At 60.9% G+C, this 20,703-nt stretch carries 20 protein-coding genes; 16 read left to right on the top strand and 4 right to left on the bottom strand.

All coding sequences use genetic code 11. The features are described 5' to 3' along the window. Positions 1-57: 57 nt before the first annotated feature. The 11 genes from RRH01S_RS32550 (at position 58) to RRH01S_RS32500 (ending at position 12,331) form a co-directional block, all read left to right on the top strand. Positions 58-2,847, top strand: a complete 2,790-nt coding sequence (locus RRH01S_RS32550; RefSeq protein WP_012651307.1) for an SPOR domain-containing protein — start codon at positions 58-60, stop codon at positions 2,845-2,847. 131 nt (positions 2,848-2,978) lie between these two features. Beyond that, the gene (gene nagZ / locus RRH01S_RS32545) at positions 2,979-3,992 is read left to right on the top strand and encodes a beta-N-acetylhexosaminidase (RefSeq protein ID WP_012651308.1); all 1,014 of its coding nucleotides are present in this window, start codon (positions 2,979-2,981) and stop codon (positions 3,990-3,992) included. A gap of 23 nt (positions 3,993-4,015) precedes the next feature. Beyond that, positions 4,016-4,867, top strand: a complete 852-nt coding sequence (locus RRH01S_RS32540; RefSeq protein ID WP_007690950.1) for a segregation and condensation protein A — start codon at positions 4,016-4,018, stop codon at positions 4,865-4,867. 35 nt (positions 4,868-4,902) lie between these two features. After that, the gene (gene scpB / locus RRH01S_RS32535; RefSeq protein ID WP_012651309.1) at positions 4,903-5,592 is read left to right on the top strand and encodes an SMC-Scp complex subunit ScpB; all 690 of its coding nucleotides are present in this window, start codon (positions 4,903-4,905) and stop codon (positions 5,590-5,592) included. A 250-nt stretch (positions 5,593-5,842) separates the two neighbouring features. Next, entirely contained in the window at positions 5,843-6,052 is a 210-nt protein-coding gene (locus RRH01S_RS32530) for a twin-arginine translocase TatA/TatE family subunit (protein WP_007690954.1), read from the top strand. A 55-nt stretch (positions 6,053-6,107) separates the two neighbouring features. Beyond that, positions 6,108-6,794 (top strand): Sec-independent protein translocase protein TatB, encoded by a 687-nt coding sequence (tatB, locus tag RRH01S_RS32525; protein WP_012651310.1) that lies wholly within the window; start codon positions 6,108-6,110, stop codon positions 6,792-6,794. Further along, complete coding sequence (tatC, locus tag RRH01S_RS32520) at positions 6,791-7,618, top strand: twin-arginine translocase subunit TatC (protein WP_007690958.1); 828 nt, start codon at positions 6,791-6,793, stop codon at positions 7,616-7,618. The genes tatB and tatC overlap by 4 nt, the downstream gene beginning before the upstream one ends. A gap of 100 nt (positions 7,619-7,718) precedes the next feature. After that, positions 7,719-9,002: a serine--tRNA ligase gene (gene serS / locus RRH01S_RS32515; RefSeq protein WP_042477578.1), complete on the top strand. Its 1,284-nt coding sequence runs from the start codon at positions 7,719-7,721 to the stop codon at positions 9,000-9,002. A 16-nt stretch (positions 9,003-9,018) separates the two neighbouring features. After that, positions 9,019-9,792, top strand: a complete 774-nt coding sequence (gene surE, locus RRH01S_RS32510) for a 5'/3'-nucleotidase SurE (RefSeq protein ID WP_012651312.1) — start codon at positions 9,019-9,021, stop codon at positions 9,790-9,792. After that, positions 9,789-10,442: a protein-L-isoaspartate(D-aspartate) O-methyltransferase gene (locus RRH01S_RS32505; protein ID WP_007690964.1), complete on the top strand. Its 654-nt coding sequence runs from the start codon at positions 9,789-9,791 to the stop codon at positions 10,440-10,442. The genes surE and RRH01S_RS32505 overlap by 4 nt, the downstream gene beginning before the upstream one ends. A 170-nt stretch (positions 10,443-10,612) precedes the next feature. Further along, complete coding sequence (locus RRH01S_RS32500; RefSeq protein ID WP_012651313.1) at positions 10,613-12,331, top strand: peptidoglycan DD-metalloendopeptidase family protein; 1,719 nt, start codon at positions 10,613-10,615, stop codon at positions 12,329-12,331. Positions 12,332-12,409: 78 nt separating this feature from the next. Here RRH01S_RS32500 and RRH01S_RS32495 read toward each other — a convergent pair whose 3' ends face one another. After that, a complete protein-coding gene (locus RRH01S_RS32495) occupies positions 12,410-13,285 on the bottom strand; it encodes an ATP-binding protein (RefSeq protein WP_012651314.1) in 876 nt (291 codons plus the stop codon). Positions 13,286-13,488: 203 nt separating this feature from the next. Here RRH01S_RS32495 and yajC point away from each other — a divergent pair, with 203 nt between their 5' ends. The 5 genes from yajC (at position 13,489) to RRH01S_RS32470 (ending at position 18,363) form a co-directional block, all read left to right on the top strand. Then, positions 13,489-13,839, top strand: coding sequence for a preprotein translocase subunit YajC (yajC, locus tag RRH01S_RS32490; RefSeq protein WP_007690971.1), 351 nt, complete (start codon positions 13,489-13,491; stop codon positions 13,837-13,839). Between the two features lie 169 nt (positions 13,840-14,008). Then, the gene (gene secDF / locus RRH01S_RS32485) at positions 14,009-16,555 is read left to right on the top strand and encodes a protein translocase subunit SecDF (RefSeq protein ID WP_042477574.1); all 2,547 of its coding nucleotides are present in this window, start codon (positions 14,009-14,011) and stop codon (positions 16,553-16,555) included. A 4-nt stretch (positions 16,556-16,559) separates the two neighbouring features. Continuing rightward, entirely contained in the window at positions 16,560-16,946 is a 387-nt protein-coding gene (locus RRH01S_RS32480; RefSeq protein WP_012651316.1) for an Mth938-like domain-containing protein, read from the top strand. An 18-nt stretch (positions 16,947-16,964) separates the two neighbouring features. Beyond that, positions 16,965-17,825, top strand: coding sequence for a phytoene/squalene synthase family protein (locus RRH01S_RS32475; protein WP_012651317.1), 861 nt, complete (start codon positions 16,965-16,967; stop codon positions 17,823-17,825). A 76-nt stretch (positions 17,826-17,901) separates the two neighbouring features. After that, complete coding sequence (locus tag RRH01S_RS32470) at positions 17,902-18,363, top strand: hypothetical protein (RefSeq protein ID WP_042477570.1); 462 nt, start codon at positions 17,902-17,904, stop codon at positions 18,361-18,363. A 7-nt stretch (positions 18,364-18,370) separates the two neighbouring features. Here RRH01S_RS32470 and trmFO read toward each other — a convergent pair whose 3' ends face one another. The 3 genes from trmFO to RRH01S_RS33860 all read right to left on the bottom strand — a co-directional run bounded on the left by trmFO (position 18,371) and on the right by RRH01S_RS33860 (position 20,526). Further along, on the bottom strand, positions 18,371-19,822 hold the full coding sequence (trmFO, locus tag RRH01S_RS32465; protein ID WP_042477567.1) for a methylenetetrahydrofolate--tRNA-(uracil(54)-C(5))-methyltransferase (FADH(2)-oxidizing) TrmFO: 1,452 nt from the start codon (positions 19,820-19,822) through the stop codon (positions 18,371-18,373). Between the two features lie 113 nt (positions 19,823-19,935). Next, positions 19,936-20,079, bottom strand: a complete 144-nt coding sequence (locus tag RRH01S_RS33865) for a DUF1127 domain-containing protein (RefSeq protein ID WP_007690982.1) — start codon at positions 20,077-20,079, stop codon at positions 19,936-19,938. A 300-nt stretch (positions 20,080-20,379) separates the two neighbouring features. Further along, the gene (locus RRH01S_RS33860) at positions 20,380-20,526 is read right to left on the bottom strand and encodes a DUF1127 domain-containing protein (protein ID WP_007690983.1); all 147 of its coding nucleotides are present in this window, start codon (positions 20,524-20,526) and stop codon (positions 20,380-20,382) included. Between the last annotated feature and the right edge of the window lie 177 nt (positions 20,527-20,703).

Genomic DNA, 20,703 nt, shown 5'->3' with positions numbered 1-20,703 from the left:
ACCGTTTGCCCACATTGCACTGGCATTTAACTGTAGCGTTTGCGAGTGGATTGGGTGATGGCAGAAAAACAGTTGGCGTATCGCGCAAGCGGAAACGACGGGTTCTTTGCGGATGATGATCCGCTCGCCGAACTCGCCCGCATCGTCGGTTTCGAGCCGCGGCCTGCCGCCCAGGCGGCACCTGCGGCTCAACGGCAAGAGCCGGCCTTCGATCTCGAAGACGAGCTCCTGCGGGAATTCGAGCGCTATGATGCGCCTCGTTTGAGTCCTGCGAATGACATTCCGGTCTTGCCGGAAGATCAGCCCTTCGCTGGTGAGGCCGAACTGTCGCGTCCCGCCGAGCCGGCAATCGCTGAACCTCAGCCTGTCGAATTGCAGCAGCAACCTGCGCCGGCGATTAAGCCGACCGTCGGTGCGCGCGATCTGATCGACGAACTTGAGATGTCGATCGCGCCGGCATTGCAGGCCGCCCCGGCTCCACAGCCAACCCCAGTCCCGCAACCTGTTGCTCCGCCGGTCGTCAAGCCGACGCCGCAGCACGCTGCGGCCACTGTACGTTTGCCAATTGCCAATTTCACCGTGGCGCCTCCGTCCACACAGGCAACGCCCGTCGTCCCGGCTCCCGTGGCTGCGCCGGTCGCTCAAGCACAGCCAATCGTCGATGCGCTCGATTTTGAATTGCCGACGATGGGGGATGCTCGGAGCGTCGAGCCCGTCGCGGTTCAGCCGGTCGCCAAGGCGCCGGAACCAGTCAAGCCGGCAAGCTTTGATGCGGCGGCTCTTTCTGCCGAGATCGACGACCTGTTGGCCGATGTCGACCGCTATCCCGTTCCTGCCAGAGGCAATGAGCCGGCGGCAAGGGTCGAGCCGGATTTCGATATTTTTGCCTCGCAGCCCACAACACCGGCAGTTTCTACCGTAGAAGCTTTTGTCGCTCCGGTGGCCTCCGTCGCCCCGCAACGCGAAGAGCCGAAGCCGATCTTGCTGGAGGATGAAGACCCCTTCGCCGGAGAGGACTTCGAATTCGATCTCGCTGATATCGAGATGGAGCTTGCCGAACTTGATTTGGCGGAAGCGAATAAGTCAGTTCCCGTCACGCCGCCGACGCCCGCACCGGCCGTTGCGTCGCAGCCTGCGCCGATCGTTTCGAGAGCCACACCTGTAGTGCCGGCTCCGGTGGCTGCTGTTGCCGCGCCGTTCGTCGCGGAAACCCCGCGGCCGGAGCCGGTCCAGCCTCCCGTTGTTGCAGCCGCGCCAATTGTTGCAAAGGCAGCGCCGACGCTCGATATCGATCAGGCTTTGCCTTTCGACCCGTCGGAGATCTCCGATACGGAAGACCGTGTCGAGACCTTCGAAGGCTCGCATGTTCCGAACCTGCCGCCTGTCGAACCGGAAGCGCCGATCGCGGTTCCCTCGGAATATGATTTCGATATCGATGCCGAGATGGCGAGCCTGTTCGGCACGCCCGCCAAGGAAGCTGCTCCCGAGCCGATCAAGCAGGCTGCAGCCGCTCTCGGCGGTGCAATGGCTGCTGCCTCCTGGTCGAAGAATGCGGCGGCACAGCCTGTTGCCGCAGCCACCAAACAGCCTGTCGAAGAGTTCGACGAGTTCGAGCGGGCGTTGGAAGAAGATTTCCGCCGCAGCTACCGCGAGGCATCCAGTCCAGTCGAGAATGTCGCCCGCATGACGCTGAACCCGGCCGTGCAGGCCATCCGGCGTCCGGCGCGTTCGTTCCGCGGCATGGCAACTGCTGCCGCGCTCATTGCGGTTCTCGGCCTCGGCGCCTATGGCGTTTATGGCTGGGTTCGTCATGGCTCGCCGATTTCGAGCTTCTCCGGTGAGCCGCGTGTGATCACGGCCGATGCCGAACCGATCAAGGTCGCTCCGGAAAATCCGGGCGGAACCGTTGTGCCGAATCAGGACAAGGCCGTGTACGACCGCGTCGCCGGTGATGGTGCCGCCGCGCCGAAGCAGAAGCAGCTTGTGTCCTCCAACGAGCAGCCGGTGGACGTCGTCCAGAAGACGTTGATCCCTGAAGCTGTTTCGCCCGATGATGGCAGTGCCGATCAGGTCACGCCAACGCCGGTTGGTGACACTCAGGATCCGCGGCTGTTGCCGAGCCAGAGCGGCGATAATGCTGACATGGCCGCCAACGATGACGGACAGGTTCCGTCGGTCTCGCCGCGCAAGGTTCGCACGATGATCGTCAAGCCTGACGGCTCGCTGGTTGCTCGCGAAGAGCCGGCCGTCGACAAGACCACGACGGCAGCAGCTCCGGCTTTGGCGCCGAAGGCGGCAGCGGCCAAGCCGGCCACCGACAATCAGGTAGCCTCCGCCGATCTTCGTCCGGCCAGCACGGATACGCAGGTATCGCAACCGGCTGATGCCAATGATGCTGCCAGTGCCGAGAGCACGCCGATCCGCGTCGTCAAGACCACTCCGCTTCCGACCGCGCGCCCGGCACAGCAGCCGGCCAAGACGGCGGCTGTGGCTACCCAGAACGTCGCTCCCCATCCGACACAGGCCCAGCCGAAGCCGCAGCAGGTTGCTTCGGCAAGCCCGGCCGCAACGCAGGCAGCTCCGGTCGCCTCGGCAAGTGCCGGCGGCGCCTATGGCGTGCAGATTGCCTCGCTGCCTTCCGAGGCCGAAGCACAGCGGTCGCAGGCGAACCTGAAGACGAAGTTCGCCAGTGTCATCGGCGGCCACCCGCTTGAAATCCGCAAGGCCGACATTGCCGGCAAGGGCACCTACTATCGCGTCCGTGTCGTCGCCGGTTCCAAGGATGATGCTGCCGACCTCTGCGTACGCTTACGCGCCGCAGGCGGCACCTGCCTGATCTCGAAATAAAAGATCAGAGCACGGGATATCAGCTGAAAACGGCGGGCGAGAGCCCGCCGTTTTCCTTTGAACCGGCTTCTTTTTATGTATCTCGCCTTGACGTGCTTCGCATTTCACGAAGCGGCCGCTATGATTCGGACATGACCGAATCAAAATCCATGATCCTCGGCTGTAGCGGCCATTCCATCACACCCGAAGAGCGTTCCTTCTATCAGGCGGAACAGCCATGGGGCTTCATCCTTTTCGGACGCAATATTTCCGAGCCGGCGCAGATCGCCGATCTCGTCGCGTCCCTGCGCGATAGCGTCGGTCGCGATGCGCCTGTTTTCATCGACCAGGAAGGGGGCAGGGTGCAGCGTATCCGTCCGCCGATCCTGCCGCATTATCCCTCCGGCCAGGCGCTGGGCGATATCTATCGCCAGAACCGCGAGCAGGGCCTGCGCGCTGCCTGGCTGATGTCGCGGCTCCATGCCTTCGACCTTCTGAAATTCGGCATCAATGCCGATTGCCTGCCGGTGCTCGACGTGCCGGTTGAAGGGTCGAGCAATGTTATCGGCAACCGCGCCTATGGTGGTGATCCTGTCACAGTGACCGAGATGGGCCGCGCTGCTGCCGATGGTCTTAAGGCCGGCGGCGTCCTGCCGGTGATGAAGCATATGCCGGGCCACGGTCGCGGCTTTGCCGATTCGCACCATGAATTGCCGGTCGTCACGGTGTCCCGCGCCGAGCTGGAAGCCCATGATTTCCCGCCCTTCGTCGCGCTCAAGGACGAACTGATGGCGATGACCTGCCATGTCGTCTTTACCGACATCGATCCCGCCAATCCGGCGACGACCTCGCGCAAGGTCATCGAGGAGATCATCCGCGGCCATATCGGCTTCAAGGGCTTGCTTCTCTCCGATGATAGCTCGATGAATGCGCTGGCCGGTACGATCGGCGAGCGGGCGGCGAATATTGTTGCCGGCGGATGCGATATCGTGCTGCATTGCAATGGTATCATGGACGAGATGCAGCAGGTGGTGCGCAACGTGCCGGTCCTGAGCGGCGGCGCGCTTGAGCGGGCCAAAGCGGTGGAAGCAGCTTTCGGTTATGATGACGGTGCGGACGAAGCGTCGATTCGCGCTGAATTCGATGCGATGTTTGCGGTGGCTTAGACCGAACTCCGGGGATCTGACGGGTGAACAAGGTGAGCGGCACGGAAAAGAGCCAACAGGCGGCAGCGCCGATGGACAAGCTGTGGCAGGACGGCAATGGCGAGCGCGGCATGCATGAGCCAACCATGCTCGTCGATATCGCCGGCTTTGAAGGCCCGCTCGACCTGTTGCTGCATCTTGCCCGCACCCAGAAGGTCGATCTGTCGCGCATCTCCGTGCTGGCACTGGTCGAGCAATATTTGTTGTTCATCGATACCGCCCGGCGAATCCGCATCGAGCTTGCCGCCGATTATCTCGTCATGGCCGCTTGGCTTGCCTACCTCAAGTCGAAGCTGCTCATTCCGCAGCAGAGCAAGGAAGACGGCCCGAGCGGCGAGGAAATGGCCGCAACGCTCGCCTTCCGCCTGAAGCGCCTTGAAGCCATGCGCGATGCGGCGACGGGTCTCGTCAACCGCAACCGTCTCGGCCGGGACATCTTCGTGCGCGGTGCGCCGGAACACATTCCGGATCGGCGCCGGTCCGCCTATGACGCCAGCCTCTACGATCTTCTGACCGCCTATGCCGGCCTGCGCCAACGCCAGGCCGTCACACAGGTGACGATCGAGCGACGCCAGGTCTGGTCGTTGGGTGATGCCCGTACAATCCTCAACCGGATGATCGGCGAGATCACCGACTGGACGGCTCTGGAGCATTATCTGCTGCGCTATATGACCAGTCCCAGCGAGCGCGTCACCGCCATCGCCAGCGCTTTCGCCGCCTCGCTGGAGCTTGCGCGCGAAGGCAAGCTGGAAATTCGCCAGGAGGGCGCATTCCAACCGCTTTACATGCGGCGCGGGCCGAAGCATGACGTCGATGAACTCGAGGCTGCGGAATAGGTGCGGGTGTGAGCGGTCCTGATAACGATCAGCACATGGATGACGATGCGGTCGCGCCGGCGATCGATGAGCGCGCTCTGCGTGAAGCCGAACGTATCGCCGAGGCGCTGGTCTTTGCCTCCGCCCAGCCGGTTTCGGAAGGTTTTATAGCCGAGCGGGTGGCGCAGGGCGTCAATATCAGCTCCATCATGCAGCGTCTGAAGGCCGATTATGCGATGCGCGGCGTCAATCTGATCCAGGTCGACGGTGCCTGGGCCTTTCGCACGGCCGCCGATCTTTCCTTCGTCATCCGCCGCGATGATAACGAGGCGCGGAAACTGTCGCGCGCCGCGCTCGAAGTCCTGGCGATCATCGCCTATCACCAGCCAGTGACGCGCGCCGAGATCGAGGACATCAGAGGCGTGCAGACCTCCAAGGGTACGCTGGATGTGCTGATGGAGTCCGGCTGGGTTCGTTTTCGCGGTCGTCGGCGCACGCCCGGCCGGCCGGTGACGCTCGGTACAACAAGGGATTTCCTTGATCATTTCGGCCTGGAAGAGTTGCGCGACTTGCCCGGCCTTGAGGAGTTGAAGGGGGCAGGCCTGCTTTCCGGCCGGATCCCCGCCAATTTCAACGTGCCGTCGCCGCTGATGAGCGATGAATTGACCGAGGACGAAGATCCGATCACGCAGATGGATCTGGAGGAGCTCGGCCTCCTGGCGCCGGGCGGTGCTTCGGACGATTGAGCCCAAAATCGGCGCTCTCGAGACGTTTTGGCCCGCTTTCTGGCCCATAAAGCTTTTTTCCAAACAATACCCAGGCCTCTGTTTCGCCATTAGCTCATGCGAATATGGAGTTCATTCTCCGAGTTGGAGACGTTTGGCTATTGCATTGTCGCTCGCTATCCCCATAAGCGTCGATGCAGTACATTTTGGTGTTTGAAAAACATTCACAAACGTCTTACATCGGGAAGACACTGAAATCGGAGTTATCGCAATGGGTTCTCTAAGCATTTGGCACTGGCTGATCGTCCTGGCCATCGCGCTGTTGTTGTTCGGCCGTGGAAAGATCCCGGAGCTGATGGGTGACGTCGCCAAGGGCATCAAGAGCTTCAAAAAAGGCATGAACGACGACGAAGAGACGCCGCCGCCGGCGCAGTCGACAACGTCCCGTACCGTCGAACACAAGGCCGACGAGTCGAAGTAATCATGTCGGGCGCGTCAGGGGCTGAAATGCTCGCTGTCGGCCCAGGAGCCTTTTTATGTTCGATATAGGCTGGTCCGAGCTGCTGATTATCGCCGTGGTTGCGCTTGTGGTCATTGGCCCGAAGGAACTGCCGGCGACGTTACGAACGATTGGCAAGATGACAGCGCGGGCTCGAAAAATGGCGGGCGAATTTCGCTCGCAGTTCGACGAGGCCATGCGTGAGGCCGAGCTGGACGACGTACGCCAGACGATTTCTGATGCCCAGAAACTCAATCCGGTCAATTCATTGCGTGAAGCAATGAACCCGTTGCGGCAGATGGGCAACGATATCAAGGCGGATCTGCAGCGTTCGACGACGTCGGACAGCCCTGCCGCCACATCGACCCCCGCTGAACCGGTTTCCGAACCATCCATGGGACTGCCGGAAACGCCGCCGGCCGCCCCCGCGATAAGCGGAGCGCCTCCGGTGGTCGCGCCTACACCTGTTGCCGCCGCGCAGGAAACGCCTGCAAAGCCGAAGGCCGTGCGCAAGCCGCGGGCAAAGGCACCTGCCAAGACGGAAGAGGTCGCTGTCGCGGTGGTCGATACGCCGATCGTCGCGGAAAAGCCGAAGCGTGCACCGCGCAAGGTCGCCGTGGTTGCCCCTGAGGCTCCCGTTGTCGCGGCTCCAAAAAAGCGTGTAGCGGCCGCCAAGACCACGCCGGTCGCCAAAGCAACGCCTAAAAAGAAGGACAAGGCATGACGGGCGACATTGACGATAAGCCGCAGCCGCTTATCGAACACCTCATGGAGCTGCGCACGCGGCTGATCTGGTCGCTGGTGACGTTTTTCATCGCCTTCATCGCTTGCTTCGCCGTTGCCAAGCATCTCTTCAACTATCTGGTCTATCCCTATAAATGGGCCGTCGTCTGGGCGCATCTCGATGTTTCCAAGGCCGAGTTGATCTACACCGCGCCGCAGGAATTCTTCTTCACGCAGGTGAAGGTCGCCATGTTCGGCGCCTTGGTCATCGCCTTTCCGGTCATCGCCGCGCAGATCTACAAATTTGTGGCGCCGGGCCTCTACAAGAACGAGCGTGGCGCCTTCCTGCCGTTCCTGATAGCATCGCCGATCTTGTTTATCATGGGCGCGGCGCTGGTTTATTTCTTCTTTGCTCCCATGGTCATGTGGTTCTTCCTGAAGATGCAGCAGGTGCCGGCAGACGGTCAGATCGGCATCGCGCTGCTGCCGAAGGTCTCGGAATATCTGAGCCTGATCATGACGCTGGTCTTCTCCTTCGGCCTCGTTTTCCAGTTGCCGGTCATCACCACGCTGCTTGCGCGCGTGGGTCTGCTGACATCAACCTGGCTGGCGGAAAAACGCAAATTCGCGATCGTCTTCGCCTTCATCGTTGCCGCCGTGCTGACGCCGCCGGATCCGATGTCCCAGATCGGCCTTGCAGTGCCGACGATCATTCTCTACGAGATTTCCATCTACGCGGCGCGACTCGTGGAACGCCAGCGTGCCCGGCAGACGGCTGAGGAGAATGACGAGAATTCCGATGTCGCCAAGACGGATAGTGTCTGAGCGGCGGGTCGGAAACGTCCTTCCACAAGGGTTTGCCAATTCGATCTCCGACCGAACTCTAGGTCGGAGCTGTAGTCATGTCTAACGACCTGGAACGACGATGCTTGATATCAAATGGATCCGTGAGAATGCCGAGGTTTTGGATGCAGCGCTTGCCAAGCGCGGTGCCGAGCCTTTGTCGCAAGTCCTCATCGCGCTCGACGAGAAGCGCCGCTCCATTATCCAGTCCGTCCAAGATATGCAGTCTCGCCGCAATGCCGCCTCGAAGGAGATCGGCGCTGCCATGGCGCAGAAAAACACCGAGCTTGCCGAGAAATTGAAGGGCGAAGTCGCCGACATCAAGACGTCGCTTCCGGCTGCGGAAGAGGAAGAGCGCGTGCTGACCGCTGAGCTCAACGACGCCCTGTCGCGCATCCCCAATATTCCGCTCGATGACGTACCGGTCGGCAAGGACGAACACGACAATGTCGTCAAGCACTCCTGGGGCGCCAAGCCGGCCTGGAACCATAAGCCGAAAGAGCATTACGAAATCGGCGAAGAGCTCGGCTACATGGATTTCGAACGAGCTGCCAAGCTCTCCGGTTCGCGCTTCACCGTGTTGACCTCGCAGCTCGCCCGCCTGGAACGGGCACTCGGACAGTTCATGCTCGACCTGCATACCAGCGAGCATGGCTATACCGAAGTCAGCTCGCCGTTGATGGTGCGTGACGAGGCGATGTTCGGCACCGGCCAGTTGCCGAAATTTGCCGAGGATTCGTTCAGGACCACGGGTGGCCACTGGCTGATCCCGACCGCCGAAGTGACGCTCACCAACCTTGTTTCCGGCGATATCCTCGACCAGGAGAAGTTGCCGTTGCGCTTCACCGCGCTGACGCCGTCTTTCCGCTCGGAAGCGGGTTCCGCCGGTCGCGATACGCGCGGCATGCTGCGCCAGCACCAGTTCTGGAAATGCGAGCTCGTATCGATTACCGATGCCGAAAGCTCGATTGCCGAGCATGAACGCATGACCGCCTGCGCCGAGGAAGTATTGAAGCGTCTCGGCCTGCATTATCGCGTCATGACACTCTCGACCGGCGACATGGGTTTTGGCGCTCGCAAGACGTACGACCTCGAAGTCTGGCTGCCGGGGCAGGATACCTATCGCGAAATCTCCTCCTGCTCGGTCTGCGGCGATTTCCAGGCCCGGCGCATGAATGCGCGCTATCGCGGCAAGGACGACAAGGGCACGAAATTCGTGCACACGCTCAATGGTTCCGGCACCGCGGTCGGCCGCTGCCTGATCGCCGTTCTTGAGAATTATCTGAACGACGACGGCTCGGTGACTGTTCCGGACGCACTGCTGCCATATATGGGTGGTCTGAAAAGGATCGAGCGGGCAGCGTAAATAAGCGAGTGGGGCGATGCGGATACTTCTGACCAATGACGACGGCATTCATGCCGAAGGGCTGGCAGCGTTGGAGCGTATCGCCCGCACCATGTCGGACGATGTCTGGATTGTCGCGCCGGAAACGGATCAGAGTGGGCTTGCCCATTCGCTGAGCCTTTCCGAGCCGCTGCGTCTGCGTAAGGTCTCCGACAAGCACTATGCGCTGCGCGGCACGCCGACGGATTGTGTCATCATGGGTATCCGCCAGGTCATGGACATCAAGCCGGACCTGATCCTGTCGGGTGTTAATTCCGGTTCCAACGTTGCCGACGACGTCACCTATTCCGGAACGATCGCCGGCGCGATCGAGGGCACGCTGCAGGGCGTGCGCTCCTTTGCCCTGAGCCAGGCCTATGTGCACGAGAACGGCACACGCGTCGTTCCCTGGGAGGTGGTCCAGGCGCATGCGCCGGCGCTCCTCGGCAAGCTCATCGATATCGACCTGCCGGATGGCACCTTCCTAAATCTGAACTTCCCGAACTGCCGGCCGGACGAAGTCTCCGGCACCGAAGTTACGGCGCAGGGCAATCTCGCCTTCAATCTGCAGGTGGACGAGCGCGCCGATGGCCGTGGCTTTCCCTATTATTGGCTGCGCTTCGGCGAGCGCAGCGGCATCTTTCGCCCCGGCACCGATATCCACGCACTGAAACAAAATCGTATTTCGGTAACTCCTTTGAAACTCGATTTGACGGATTATTCGGTGCAAGACCGCGTGGCGCGGGCGCTTGGGCATGGAGTAGCGGATTGACACCTCGGTTGGTCGAGAAGGAAGGCTTCGCAGCCGTTGTGCTGCGTCTGCGGGCCGAAGGCATACTGGATATCGATCTGATGACGGCCGTCGAGCAGACGCCGCGCCTGCCGTTCGTGCCGCTGCAATTTACCGATGACGCCTATTCTAGCCGGACGATCCCGATCGAGTGCGGGGCCTTCATGGAAGGCATCGATCTCGTGGTTCGCATTCTGCACAGTCTGAAGATCAAGCCGGGCCACCGCGTTCTCGAAATCGGCACCGGCAGCGGCTTCACCGCCGCCGTCATGGCGCGCATTGTCGAGCGGGTGCTGACGGTCGATCGCTACAAGACCCTGACGACGGCCGCGCAGCAGCGCATGGATACGCTCGGCTTGCGCAACGTCATCATCCGTCAAGCGGACGGCAGCGTCGGTCTGCCGGGCGAGGGCACCTTCGATCGCATCGTGGTGACATCGGCCTTTACCGCTATGCCGCGTTTCTACGCCGATCAATTGGTGTCCGGCGGGTCGATGATCGCGCCGCTGATGCTTTCGGACGATGTTTGCCGCATGGTGCGTCTCACCAAGACCGGCAGCCGCTTCGAGCGCGAGGAACTCTTCGACGTTCCGTATCAGCCGATCGTCCCGATGCTCGCCTCTTATCTTTAAGACCAAATTTGGATCGAAATGCCCGGCGCATTCCGCATGCGCGGCGGATTCATTTTCTATGGTTAGCAATTCCTCAAAAAAACACATGTGGTGCCAGTGCTTTAACCGCATGGTAAGATTAACGCGCTTTAATCGACCCATAAACAGTTGCGTCTCAAGTGGGTCGAGTCATGGGTTTCAGTCTTTCGTCAAACTTCGGTAAATCGGCAGGGAAAGTCCTGGTGGCCATTCTCCTGGCGAGCACAGCGACAGCTTGCAGTTCAGACACGACGCGCTTCGGCGGGCTCTTCGCTGGCTCGCCGGATCGGACGACGACAGGTTCCATCAATCGCGGTGGGTCGAGCAACCTGGATGATAGCGCCGTACCGAGGGCAGATGTTGCCCAGGGCGGCGGTCAGCAACAGGATTATTCGCAGCAGAACACGCCAGCCGCGCGGACTTATCCGAATTCTCCGGCCGGCTACAATCCTTCCTACTCCAGCGCCCGCGTATCGACCGCTCCGGTCGCGATCCAGCGTTCCGATCTGGCGGCCCCGACGGCCTCCGCGGCACCGGCCCGTTCGCGCGGAGTGTCCAATTCCGAAGATCAGGCGCTCGCTCAGCCTCTGCCGGCATCCCGTGGCAGGCAGGTGGCGTCCCGTATGGAGCCGGCTTTGGCTTCGGACACGACGTCGGCTGGTACGCTGAAGGCGCCTTCCACTTCGACGACTTCTTCAGGCTGGACGACGGTCAACGCACCAAGTGTTACCCTGCAGCAGGGCGAAAACATCGATCTCCTGTCACGTCGGTACGGTGTGCCGGCAAAGGAAATCCTGCGCGCCAATGGCTTGAGAAACAGCGCCGGCGCCCAGCCCGGTCAGCAGATCATCATTCCGACCATGAACGGCGCAGGGGGGTCGAGCCCGGCGAAGGTTGCTTCGGAGGCGACCGATCTTTCCAGGGGCGGCAAGATGCCTGGTCCAGCCAAGGCTCCCGAACAAGACGCCGCCGTGCTGCCGTCCAACGGCCAGTTACGCGGCAAGTCGCAGGCCGGCCTCGCCGATCCGAACAAGCTCGCCGCCGGCAACGGCAAGGGTCCGCTGCCGAAGGGCGACGGCACCTATGTCGTCAAGCCGGGTGACTCGCTCGCCAGGATTGCCCGCAACACCGGCGTCAGTGTCGATGAGTTGAAGCAGGCAAACCGTATGAAGTCGGGTGAGGGCGTCCGCGTCGGACAGGCTCTGAAACTGCCGCATGCCGGTGCCGACCCGATCAGAACCGCCTCCATCGAGCCGCAGAAGTCTGCCGCCAAGTCGCTCGCTGAACAGAAGGAAGTTGCCGAAGCTTCGGTAACCAAGGCGAACGCCAAGGCCGCCGCCGCTGAAACGGCAGCAAAGGCAGCGCCCAAGGCTGCCGCTGACGCCGCACCGGATGCGGCCAAGCCGCAAGCTGTTGCAAGTGCTGCGCCGACGCAGTCCGTCAGCGACGCCGCGACCAAATCCGACGTCTCGGCTGACGCACCGGAAGCAACCGGTATCGGCAAATATCGCTGGCCGGTTCGTGGTGCGGTCATCGCCGGCTACGGCTCCAACGTCAACGGCAGCCGCAACGACGGTATCGACATCTCCGTTCCTGAGGGCACGCCGATCAAAGCTGCCGAAAACGGTGTCGTCATCTATGCAGGCAACGGCCTGAAAGAGCTTGGCAACACGGTTCTCGTCCGCCACGACGACGGCACGGTTACGGTCTACGGCCACGCCGATGCGCTCAGCGTTGCCCGCGGCCAGAAGGTTCAGCGCGGCCAGACGCTTGCCACCTCCGGCATGAGCGGCGACGTCAAGCAACCCCAGCTTCACTTCGAAGTCCGCAAGAATTCGGCCCCGGTCAACCCAATGACCTTCCTTGAATAGGTAGTGCGTCTCAAGGAGTCTGCAAAAAGCCCGGTCACCGCCGGGCTTTTTGTCGTTTTAGGCCTTTGGAAAACGCGATCAGTCCCGCTCGAGCACGATCCTCTGCCGTCCGGCGAGGTCCTGGATATATTGCCAGGCCACGCGTCCGGAGCGGGCGCCGCGGGTGGTTGCCCATTCCAGCGCTTCATGGTGCATCTGGGCGCGGTCGAGGCTGAGCTTGAAGTGATCGGCATAGGCATCGATCATCTGTAGGTAGTCTTCCTGGCTGCATTTGTGGAAGCCAAGCCAGAGGCCGAAGCGGTCGGAAAGGGAAACCTTTTCCTCGACGGCTTCCGACGGGTTGATGGCCGTGGACTGCTCGTTCTCCATCATGTTGCGCGGCAGCAGGTGGCGGCGGTTGGACGTTGCATAGAACAGCACATTGTCCGGCCGCCCTTCCACACCGCCATCGAGCGCCGCCTTGAGCGACTTGTAGGCGGTATCGTCATGGTCGAAGGAGAGGTCGTCGCAGAAGAGAATGATGCGGTGCGGTGCGGTTTTCAGAATATCGAGCAGCACGGGCAGCGAGGAGATATCCTCGCGGTGGACTTCGATCAGCTTCAGTGAAATCCCGGTGGCGCGGCGCACATCCTCATGCACGGCCTTGACGAGCGAGGACTTGCCCATGCCGCGCGCGCCCCAGAGCAGGACGTTGTTGGCGGCGAAGCCTTCGGCGAAGCGCAGCGTGTTCTCGTGGAGGATATCGCGCACATGATCGACGCCACGAATGAGGGTTAGTGCCACGCGGTTCGGCCGGGAAACCGGTTGTAAATGTAGCCGGGTAGGAGCCCAGACGAAGCAGTCGGCGGCGCTCCAGTCGTTGACGGCGGGCGGCGGGCCCGCCAGGCGTTCGAGCGCATCGGCAAGACGGCGGACTTCCGCAAGGATCAGGGCGTTTTGATTTTCGATCACCATTTTTCCTCCAGAACGTTAGTCAAGAAAGTTGTAAAATGCACCTCGTTCTGTCGGGTATCATGCTCCTCTTGGGGCTGAAAGGCTAAGAGGCCGGGAAAACGGTACGGTTCGCGGCTGTTTTTGTTGCAATCGCTATGATCGCAACTATATTCCGGCAACCTGACGCGGGCCCCGTTCCCGCAAGGAGTTCAAGGGAGTTTTTGATGTTTGTCACCAACGCATATGCGCAGAGCGCAACAGATTCAGCCGCGAGCGTCTTCGGCGGTTCCGGCTTTGAAATGATCATCCTGTTTGTGCCGCTGATGGTCGTTTGGTATTTCCTCCTCATCCGTCCGCAGCGCGCGCAGGCGAAGAAGCGTGACGAGATCCTGAAGAACATTCGCCGCGGCGATCAGGTCGTCACGGGCGGCGGCATCGTCGGCAAGGTCACCAAGGTTGTCGACGACAAGGAGCTGGAAGTGGAAATCGCTGAAGGCGTGAAAATCCGCGTCGTCCGCAGCGCCATTTCGGAAGTGCGCGTCAAGGGCGAGCCCGTCAAGGCAGACGCCGCATAAGAACTTGATGAGAGGGCCAGCCGGCAAGGCTCGCCCTCCTTGTGCATGGCTTCGAAAATCGGAATCGACTTTCGGACGGGATTGTGCGCAAATTCAAAGTGTTACTGCGTCCTTTGCATGCCGTGGCGCATGCGGGACGCAGTAAGAAAAGACCAAACTCGAGAGAGCGATGCTGCACGTCTCCTGGTGGAAGACCGTCCTGATCTGGTTCGCCGTTCTCTTGAGCGTTCTCTTTGCCGTGCCCAATCTGCTTAACGAGCAGCGGCTTGCTTCCTTCCCGAACTGGTTTGCGCAACGAAAGGTCGAGCTTGGTCTCGATCTCAAGGGCGGCTCGCATATCATGCTCAAGATCGAGCGTGACGATGTCGTCAGAAACCGCTTGGAGACTGTCGTCGGCGACATCAGCGCCAGACTGCGTACCGTCAATATTCCCTATTCCGGTTTGACGGGCACCGGTCAGAAGATCCAGTTGCGCATCAACGATCCCGCCCAGGTGCAGGCAGCCGTCAATGCCTTGAAGCCGATTACCGATGCGGCTTCCGGCAAGCCGGAAGCTACCCTATCGCAGGGCGACAATGGTGCGCTTAGCATTGATATCACCGACGCCGGTATCAAAGACGGCCTCTCCGCCGCCGTGACCCGGTCGCTCAAGGTCATCAGCAATCGCATCGTGCAACTCGATGTCGGCGAACCGCTTATCCGCCGGCAGGGCGCCGACCGTATCGTGATACAGGTGCCGGGTCTTGGCGATCCACAGCGCCTGAAGAACCTCCTGAACCAGCCCGCCGAGCTCAGCTTCCGCCTGGTCGATTCATCGATGCCGGTACAGGATGCCATGAATGGCCGTCCGCCGGCCGGTTCGGAAGTGCTGTTTTCCGAGGATGATCCGCCAGCCGGCTATCTTCTGCAAAAGCAGCCCCTTCTTTCGAATATCGACTTTGCCGATGCCGCGGCGGTGTCGAACACTCAGAACAACGACGGCAATGTCACAGTCAAGCTGACGCCGGAGGCGACCGGCCGCTTTGCGCAAGCAACGGCTGCCAATCTCGGCAAAGTCATCGCCGTCGTGCTTGACGGTCAGGTCCTTTCATCAGCGTCGTTAAAAAACGCGATCACCACCGGTGAGATCAATATTCCCGGCGACTTCACGGCCCAGGGCGCGCAGGATCTGTCCGTCATGCTGAAATCCGGGCCGCTGCCGGCGACGCTGACCACTGTCGAGGAACGGACCATCGAGCCCGGTCTCGGTAACGAGACGATGCGCTCCGGCGTCATGGCCTGCGTCATTGCAGCGATCTTCGTCGCGGCACTGATGATCGGCTTTTATGGACTGCTCGGCGTTGCCGCGACGATCGCGCTCATTATCAACATCGTCATGGTTCTGGCGCTGATGGGAGTATTCGGCATCACGCTGACGTTGCCAGGCATCGCTGCAATCGTGCTGATCATCGGTATGGCTCTTGACGCCAATGTGTTGATCTATGAGCGCGTCCGGGAGGAAGAAAAGAAGACCCATCTTCTCGTCGACGCTCTGCGCCACGGTTTCAACAGGGCGGTATCCACAGTTGCCGATGCCAATTTCACTGTGCTCATCATCGCGGCCATCCTGTTTTATGTCAGCAGCGGTGCAGTGCGCGGCTTCGCCGCGACGCTGATCGTCGGCGTCTTCACCACTTTCTTCACTGCTTGTTTCGTCACGCGATCGCTCGTCAGTGCCTGGATTTCGCATCGCAAACCGCGCGTGCTGCTGGCCGGGGTTCGCAGCGGCATCTTCGATGGCGCCAATATCCGCTTCATGGGCATCCGCCGTTACACATTCACGGTTTCGGCGGCATTATCAGTGGCGACCTTGCTTGCATTTGCAGCAGTCGGCATGCATCTCGGCATCGATTTCACTGGCGGATCGATCATCGAGGTTCGCGCCAAGCAGGGCGTTGCCGACACCGCCGATATTCAAGCGCGCTTGCAGGAGACTATTCCGGGTGACGTTCAGGTCGAACGGCTGGATGACCGGCTAGGGGCCGTGATCCGCGTGCATGCGCAGGAGGGCGGCGAGAATGCCGAACAATCCGCCCTGACCCTCGTTCGCGATGAACTGAGCAAGGACTATGATTTTTCCCGCGTTGAAGTGGTCGGCCCCTCCGTTTCCGGCGAAATCACCAAGACGGCTTCGCTCGCCGTTCTGGCGGCGCTGGCTGCGATCCTCATTTACATCTGGCTGCGGTTCGAATGGCAGTTTGCTGTCGGCGCCATCATCGCGACGCTGCATGACGTGATCCTGACGCTCGGCCTTTTCGTGCTGACCGGCATGGAATTCAACATGACCGGCATTGCGGCGCTCCTGACCATCGTCGGCTATTCGCTGAACGACACGGTCGTGGTCTATGACCGTATGCGGGAGAATCTGAGGCGTTATTCGCAGATGCCGTTGCCGATCCTGATCGACGCTTCGATCAATCAGACATTGTCGCGCACGGTTCTGACATCCGCGACGACGTTGTTGGCGCTGCTCGCGCTCTATATATTCGGCGGCGAGGTGATCCGCTCCTTCACCTTCGTTCTGCTCTTCGGCGTCGCGGTCGGCACTTTCTCGTCGATCTATATTGCGGCGCCGGTCCTGATCGTCTTCAAGCTGCGCCCGGATAAATTCCAGGCCGGTGGCGAAAGCAAGGGCCAGGCAGGGAGCGACATGCAATCAGAAAAACCAGCGGTGTGACAGAGTGGCAAAAGGTATAGAAATCCGAAGCGCGCATTTTCCCGGCCGCGCGCCGATCGACGCTTACGGCAATGGCGGTTTCCGCTTTGCTGACATGTCGCATCGCGGCTCGCTGCTTTGCCTGCCCTCCGGCATCTATGGTTGGGACATGACGATGGAGGATGCGCTGACTTCAGCGCATTTCCAGAGGGTGCTCGACGAAGCCGCCCAGATCGAAGTGCTTCTGGTCGGCACCGGCACGGAGCTGCGCCCACTGCCGGCGGAATTGAAGACGGCGCTGCGCGCCAGGCAGATTTCCTCCGATCCGATGAGCACGGGGGCTGCTGTGCGTACATTCAATATCATGCTGTCCGAGTCGCGTGCTGTGGCCGCGGCACTGATTGCCGTTTGACGAAAGATCGGGCCAAGCATGACGACAGACGCTGCGCCCCGTAGCAACCAGGATCTTTGCCTGGCGACGCTTCGCGACACCGACCGTGATCGCTATCTCGCCTGCCTTCTGGCACCGGAGGACAAACGCGGCGCTCTTGCGGCGCTCTATGCCTTCAACGCCGAGCTGGCGCGCATTCGCGATCTTGTGCACGAGCCGCTGCCGGGCGAGGTACGCATGCAATATTGGCGCGATCTGCTCGAAGGGCAGGCGCATGGATCGAGCGCGGCCAATCCGGTCGCCGCTGAACTGCTCACAACGATCGACCAATACCGCCTGCCAACGCAGACGCTGATCGACATGATCGATGCGCGCATTTTCGACCTCTACGACGATCCGATGGAGACGCGCGGCACGCTGGAAGGCTATGCCGGCGAGACCGCCTCGGCGCTGATCCAGCTTGCAAGTCTGGTGTTGTCGGCGGAAGACGCCCGTCGTTCCGCCGATGCCGCCGGCCATGCCGGCCTGGCGCAGGCGATTGCCGGGCTGTTGCTGCTTATGCCGCTGCACCGTCGTCGCGGCCAGCTTTATCTGCCGCTGGAAATCCTGACGGCGACCGGTCTCGATCGCGACACATTCCTCGCCGGTGAGGACAAGCTGCGGATATCGGCGGCCATCGAAGCTTTCGCCGGCCTTGGGCGCGAGCATCTGGCGAAGGCAAGGGCTACCGGCAGTATTTCGCCCGCGGTATTTCCAGCCTTCCTGCCGGTAGTCCTGGCCGAGCCTGTGCTGAAGCGCGCTCAAAAGCTGGGCGCCAGGGTGTTCGATCAAGCCTTCCAGCCGCCGCAGTGGCGCCGGCAGATGCGTATGGCGCTTGCTGCCATGACGAAGAAAATCTGAAATCGACCAAGTTCGCGCAAGTCTCGAGGTTTATGGAGATTGCCGAACTGCCGCCCGTATTCCTGGAGGAGCCGCCATGGGCATTATCGTCTGGTGTACACTCTTTGCGATCGTCGTCTTCTTTGCCTTCTTTATAGCGCGCATGACGTCGCAGAATAAGGAAGACGGTTTGCACGATACCGGTCTTGCCATTCTTGAATTCGGGCGCGCCTTTCCGACGGAAGCGATCCGGCAATTGCAGACGACGGCGAATGGCCAGGCGGTGTTCGTGCGCCTGCATGACGACAAGGCCGGCTTCATGCGCAGCCTGCGCAATCACTACAGCGTTCATCTGATAGAACCGGGCAGGGCGCGCGCGAAGGATTCGGGAAGCGGCCGTGGCTTGACGATCGATTTCCTCGACGCCCCGCATCACAATGGCACGTTCGAATTCGCGACCTCGGCGGAGGCCGCCGAAGTGTCGCTTTGGCTGCTTGGAAATTATGTTGCTGGCGAAGATCTCAACCCGTCGACACTGATGCCGACGGCAAAGGCTTGAGAAAACCTCACGCGCTCTCGGCGACCACAGGCGGCTGGAAGACTGGCGCCTGAACGCCCAGCCATGCGGCACAATCTGCGAGTGCCCGCTTGGCGATCAGTTGCCGCTTCATGATCGTCTTATCCTTGCCGCGGAAGCGCTTGACGCCTTCCGGCTTGACGATCGAACCCGGTTCCAGCTCCGGGAACAGCCCGAAATTGATGTTCATCGGCTGGAAGGAACGCTTGCCGGGCTCTTCGTCGGACACGATATGGCCGCCGGTGATATGACTGAGCAGCGATCCCAGCGCCGTGGTGGCTGGCGGCACGGACGGTGACTCGCCCTTGCGCTCGGCGGCAGCGAAACGGCCGGCGAGCAGGCCGATGCTGGCGCTCTCGACATAGCCCTCGCAGCCGGTGATCTGGCCAGCGAAGCGCAGGCCCGGCCGGGACTTCAGTGTTAGCGAGCGATCGAGCAGGGTTGGTGAATTGATATAGGTGTTGCGGTGCAGGCCGCCGAGGCGCGCGAATTCGGCATTCTCAAGGCCCGGGATCAGCCGGAAGATCTCGGCCTGTGCGCCATATTTCAGCTTCGTCTGGAAGCCGACCATGTTGTAGAGCGTGCCGAGCGCATTGTCCTGGCGCAGCTGCACCACCGCATAGGCCTTGACGGTCGGGTTATGGGCGTTGGTCAGGCCCATCGGCTTCATCGGCCCGTGGCGTAGCGTCTCGCGTCCGCGCTCGGCCATAACCTCGATCGGCAAGCAGCCGTCGAAATAGGGCGTGCCTTCCCACTCCTTGAAGCCGACGGCATCGCCGGCGATCAATGCATCGAGGAAGGCATTGTATTGAGCTTGGTCCATCGGGCAGTTGATATAGTCCTTGCCCGTGCCGCCCGGCCCGACCTTATCGTAGCGGGACTGATACCAGCAAATGTCCATGTTGATGCTGTCGCGATAGACGATCGGCGCAATGGCGTCAAAAAAGGCAAGTGCATCCGCGCCGGTTTCGGCCTGGATGGCGCTGGCGAGCCCAGGTGCCGTCAGCGGACCGGTTGCGATGATCGCCTGATCCCATTCTTGCGGCGGCAAGCCCTCTATCTCCTCGCGCACCACGGTGATCAGCGGATGGCTGTCGATCGCTTGCGTGACTGCTGCGGAAAATCCGTCGCGGTCCACCGCCAACGCGCCGCCGGCCGGAACCTGGTGCTTGTCGGCATAGGCCATGATCAATGAACCCGCCAGGCGCATTTCCGCATGGATGACTCCGACCGCATTGCTGGTCGCATCGTCGGAGCGGAAGGAGTTGGAGCAGACGAGTTCCGCGAGATCGTCGGTCTTGTGCGCTTCGGTGCCGCGCACGCCGCGCATTTCATGCAGGATGACCGGTACGCCGGCGCTGGCGATCTGCCAGGCGGCTTCGGAGCCGGCGAGGCCGCCGCCGATTACATGGATGGGAGAAAAGGAGCTGGTCTTTGTCATGGGCGCGTCATTATCACGGGCAGGCCGATGATCCAATTGGTTTACGCAAGGCCCGGAATCAAAAACGGCGCCGAAAGGCGCCGTCTTGAGGCAGTCCGTTCAGTCCGTTGCGATTAACGGAAAGAACGGGAAGCGATGTTGCGGATTTCGTAACGGCTAACGCCGATGTCCGACAGGGTCTGGCTGGAAAGGTTGCCGAGTTCGTTCAGAGTGCGGCGGTAGCTGATCCAGTTCTTAGCAATGCGAATCGGGTTCATGATCTTGTCCTCAAGTAGTCAGTTGCGAGCGGCGCGATTGCCGCCTCAGCGCTTGAGATACATATATACATAAGGGCGCCGATTTTGCAGTGCGAATAAAAAGCATCTGCTATGCATTTGTGCAATGTGACGCCTAAAAAGCCATCAGCGCCTAAATTTTATCCGACATGCGCGTGGCGAATGGCCTGAGGTCGATCTAGCCGTTGTGCGGCTGCGAACAACGCAAAAAAGAACGCCCGTCGCGGTTGTCCGCAACGGGCGTTGTGAGGCTGTCGCTTTTGGGCGAAGCCAGTCCGGCGATTAGCGGCCGGTGGCTTCGCGAGCTACGCGATGGATGTCAGAACGGTCGATGCCGAGGTCGTGCAGTTCGCGGGTGCTCATGCGGCCGAGTTCGGTAACGGTCTGACGATACTTGCGCCAGTTGTTGAAAGAGCGGGTCAGGTTCATCGTAATTCCCTTTCGAGGGTTTGGAGATCGGCGGTTCCGCGAATGGTTCCGGCCTCGATCTAATGGATTTAAATATATTGTTGCGGCGCGAAAACTAAAAGCGCGAATGCTTCATGCCACCTATGCATAAAGTGCAATCCTCAAGGGCGTTCTGCCTAAGATGATGGCTGCTTTATG

It is taken from the genome of Rhizobium rhizogenes NBRC 13257 (genome assembly GCF_000696095.1).
GTDB lineage: Bacteria > Pseudomonadota > Alphaproteobacteria > Rhizobiales > Rhizobiaceae > Rhizobium > Rhizobium rhizogenes.
This window is presented reverse-complemented; position numbering and strand designations above follow the sequence as displayed.

Bases quoted from the DNA above. Each gene is read 5' to 3' on its own strand.
- serS (WP_042477578.1), top strand. From the start codon at position 7,719: ATGCTTGATATCAAATGGATCCGTGAGAATGCCGAGGTTTTGGATGCA.
- RRH01S_RS32500 (WP_012651313.1), top strand. From the start codon at position 10,613: ATGGGTTTCAGTCTTTCGTCAAACTTCGGTAAATCGGCAGGGAAAGTC.
- trmFO (WP_042477567.1), bottom strand. From the start codon at position 19,822: ATGACAAAGACCAGCTCCTTTTCTCCCATCCATGTAATCGGCGGCGGC.
- secDF (WP_042477574.1), top strand. From the start codon at position 14,009: ATGCTGCACGTCTCCTGGTGGAAGACCGTCCTGATCTGGTTCGCCGTT.
- yajC (WP_007690971.1), top strand. From the start codon at position 13,489: ATGTTTGTCACCAACGCATATGCGCAGAGCGCAACAGATTCAGCCGCG.
- surE (WP_012651312.1), top strand. From the start codon at position 9,019: ATGCGGATACTTCTGACCAATGACGACGGCATTCATGCCGAAGGGCTG.
- RRH01S_RS32470 (WP_042477570.1), top strand. From the start codon at position 17,902: ATGGGCATTATCGTCTGGTGTACACTCTTTGCGATCGTCGTCTTCTTT.
- scpB (WP_012651309.1), top strand. From the start codon at position 4,903: ATGGATGACGATGCGGTCGCGCCGGCGATCGATGAGCGCGCTCTGCGT.
- RRH01S_RS32495 (WP_012651314.1), bottom strand. From the start codon at position 13,285: ATGGTGATCGAAAATCAAAACGCCCTGATCCTTGCGGAAGTCCGCCGT.
- RRH01S_RS32550 (WP_012651307.1), top strand. From the start codon at position 58: ATGGCAGAAAAACAGTTGGCGTATCGCGCAAGCGGAAACGACGGGTTC.
- RRH01S_RS33865 (WP_007690982.1), bottom strand. From the start codon at position 20,079: ATGAACCCGATTCGCATTGCTAAGAACTGGATCAGCTACCGCCGCACT.
- RRH01S_RS32475 (WP_012651317.1), top strand. From the start codon at position 16,965: ATGACGACAGACGCTGCGCCCCGTAGCAACCAGGATCTTTGCCTGGCG.
- tatC (WP_007690958.1), top strand. From the start codon at position 6,791: ATGACGGGCGACATTGACGATAAGCCGCAGCCGCTTATCGAACACCTC.
- tatB (WP_012651310.1), top strand. From the start codon at position 6,108: ATGTTCGATATAGGCTGGTCCGAGCTGCTGATTATCGCCGTGGTTGCG.
- RRH01S_RS33860 (WP_007690983.1), bottom strand. From the start codon at position 20,526: ATGAACCTGACCCGCTCTTTCAACAACTGGCGCAAGTATCGTCAGACC.
- nagZ (WP_012651308.1), top strand. From the start codon at position 2,979: ATGACCGAATCAAAATCCATGATCCTCGGCTGTAGCGGCCATTCCATC.
- RRH01S_RS32530 (WP_007690954.1), top strand. From the start codon at position 5,843: ATGGGTTCTCTAAGCATTTGGCACTGGCTGATCGTCCTGGCCATCGCG.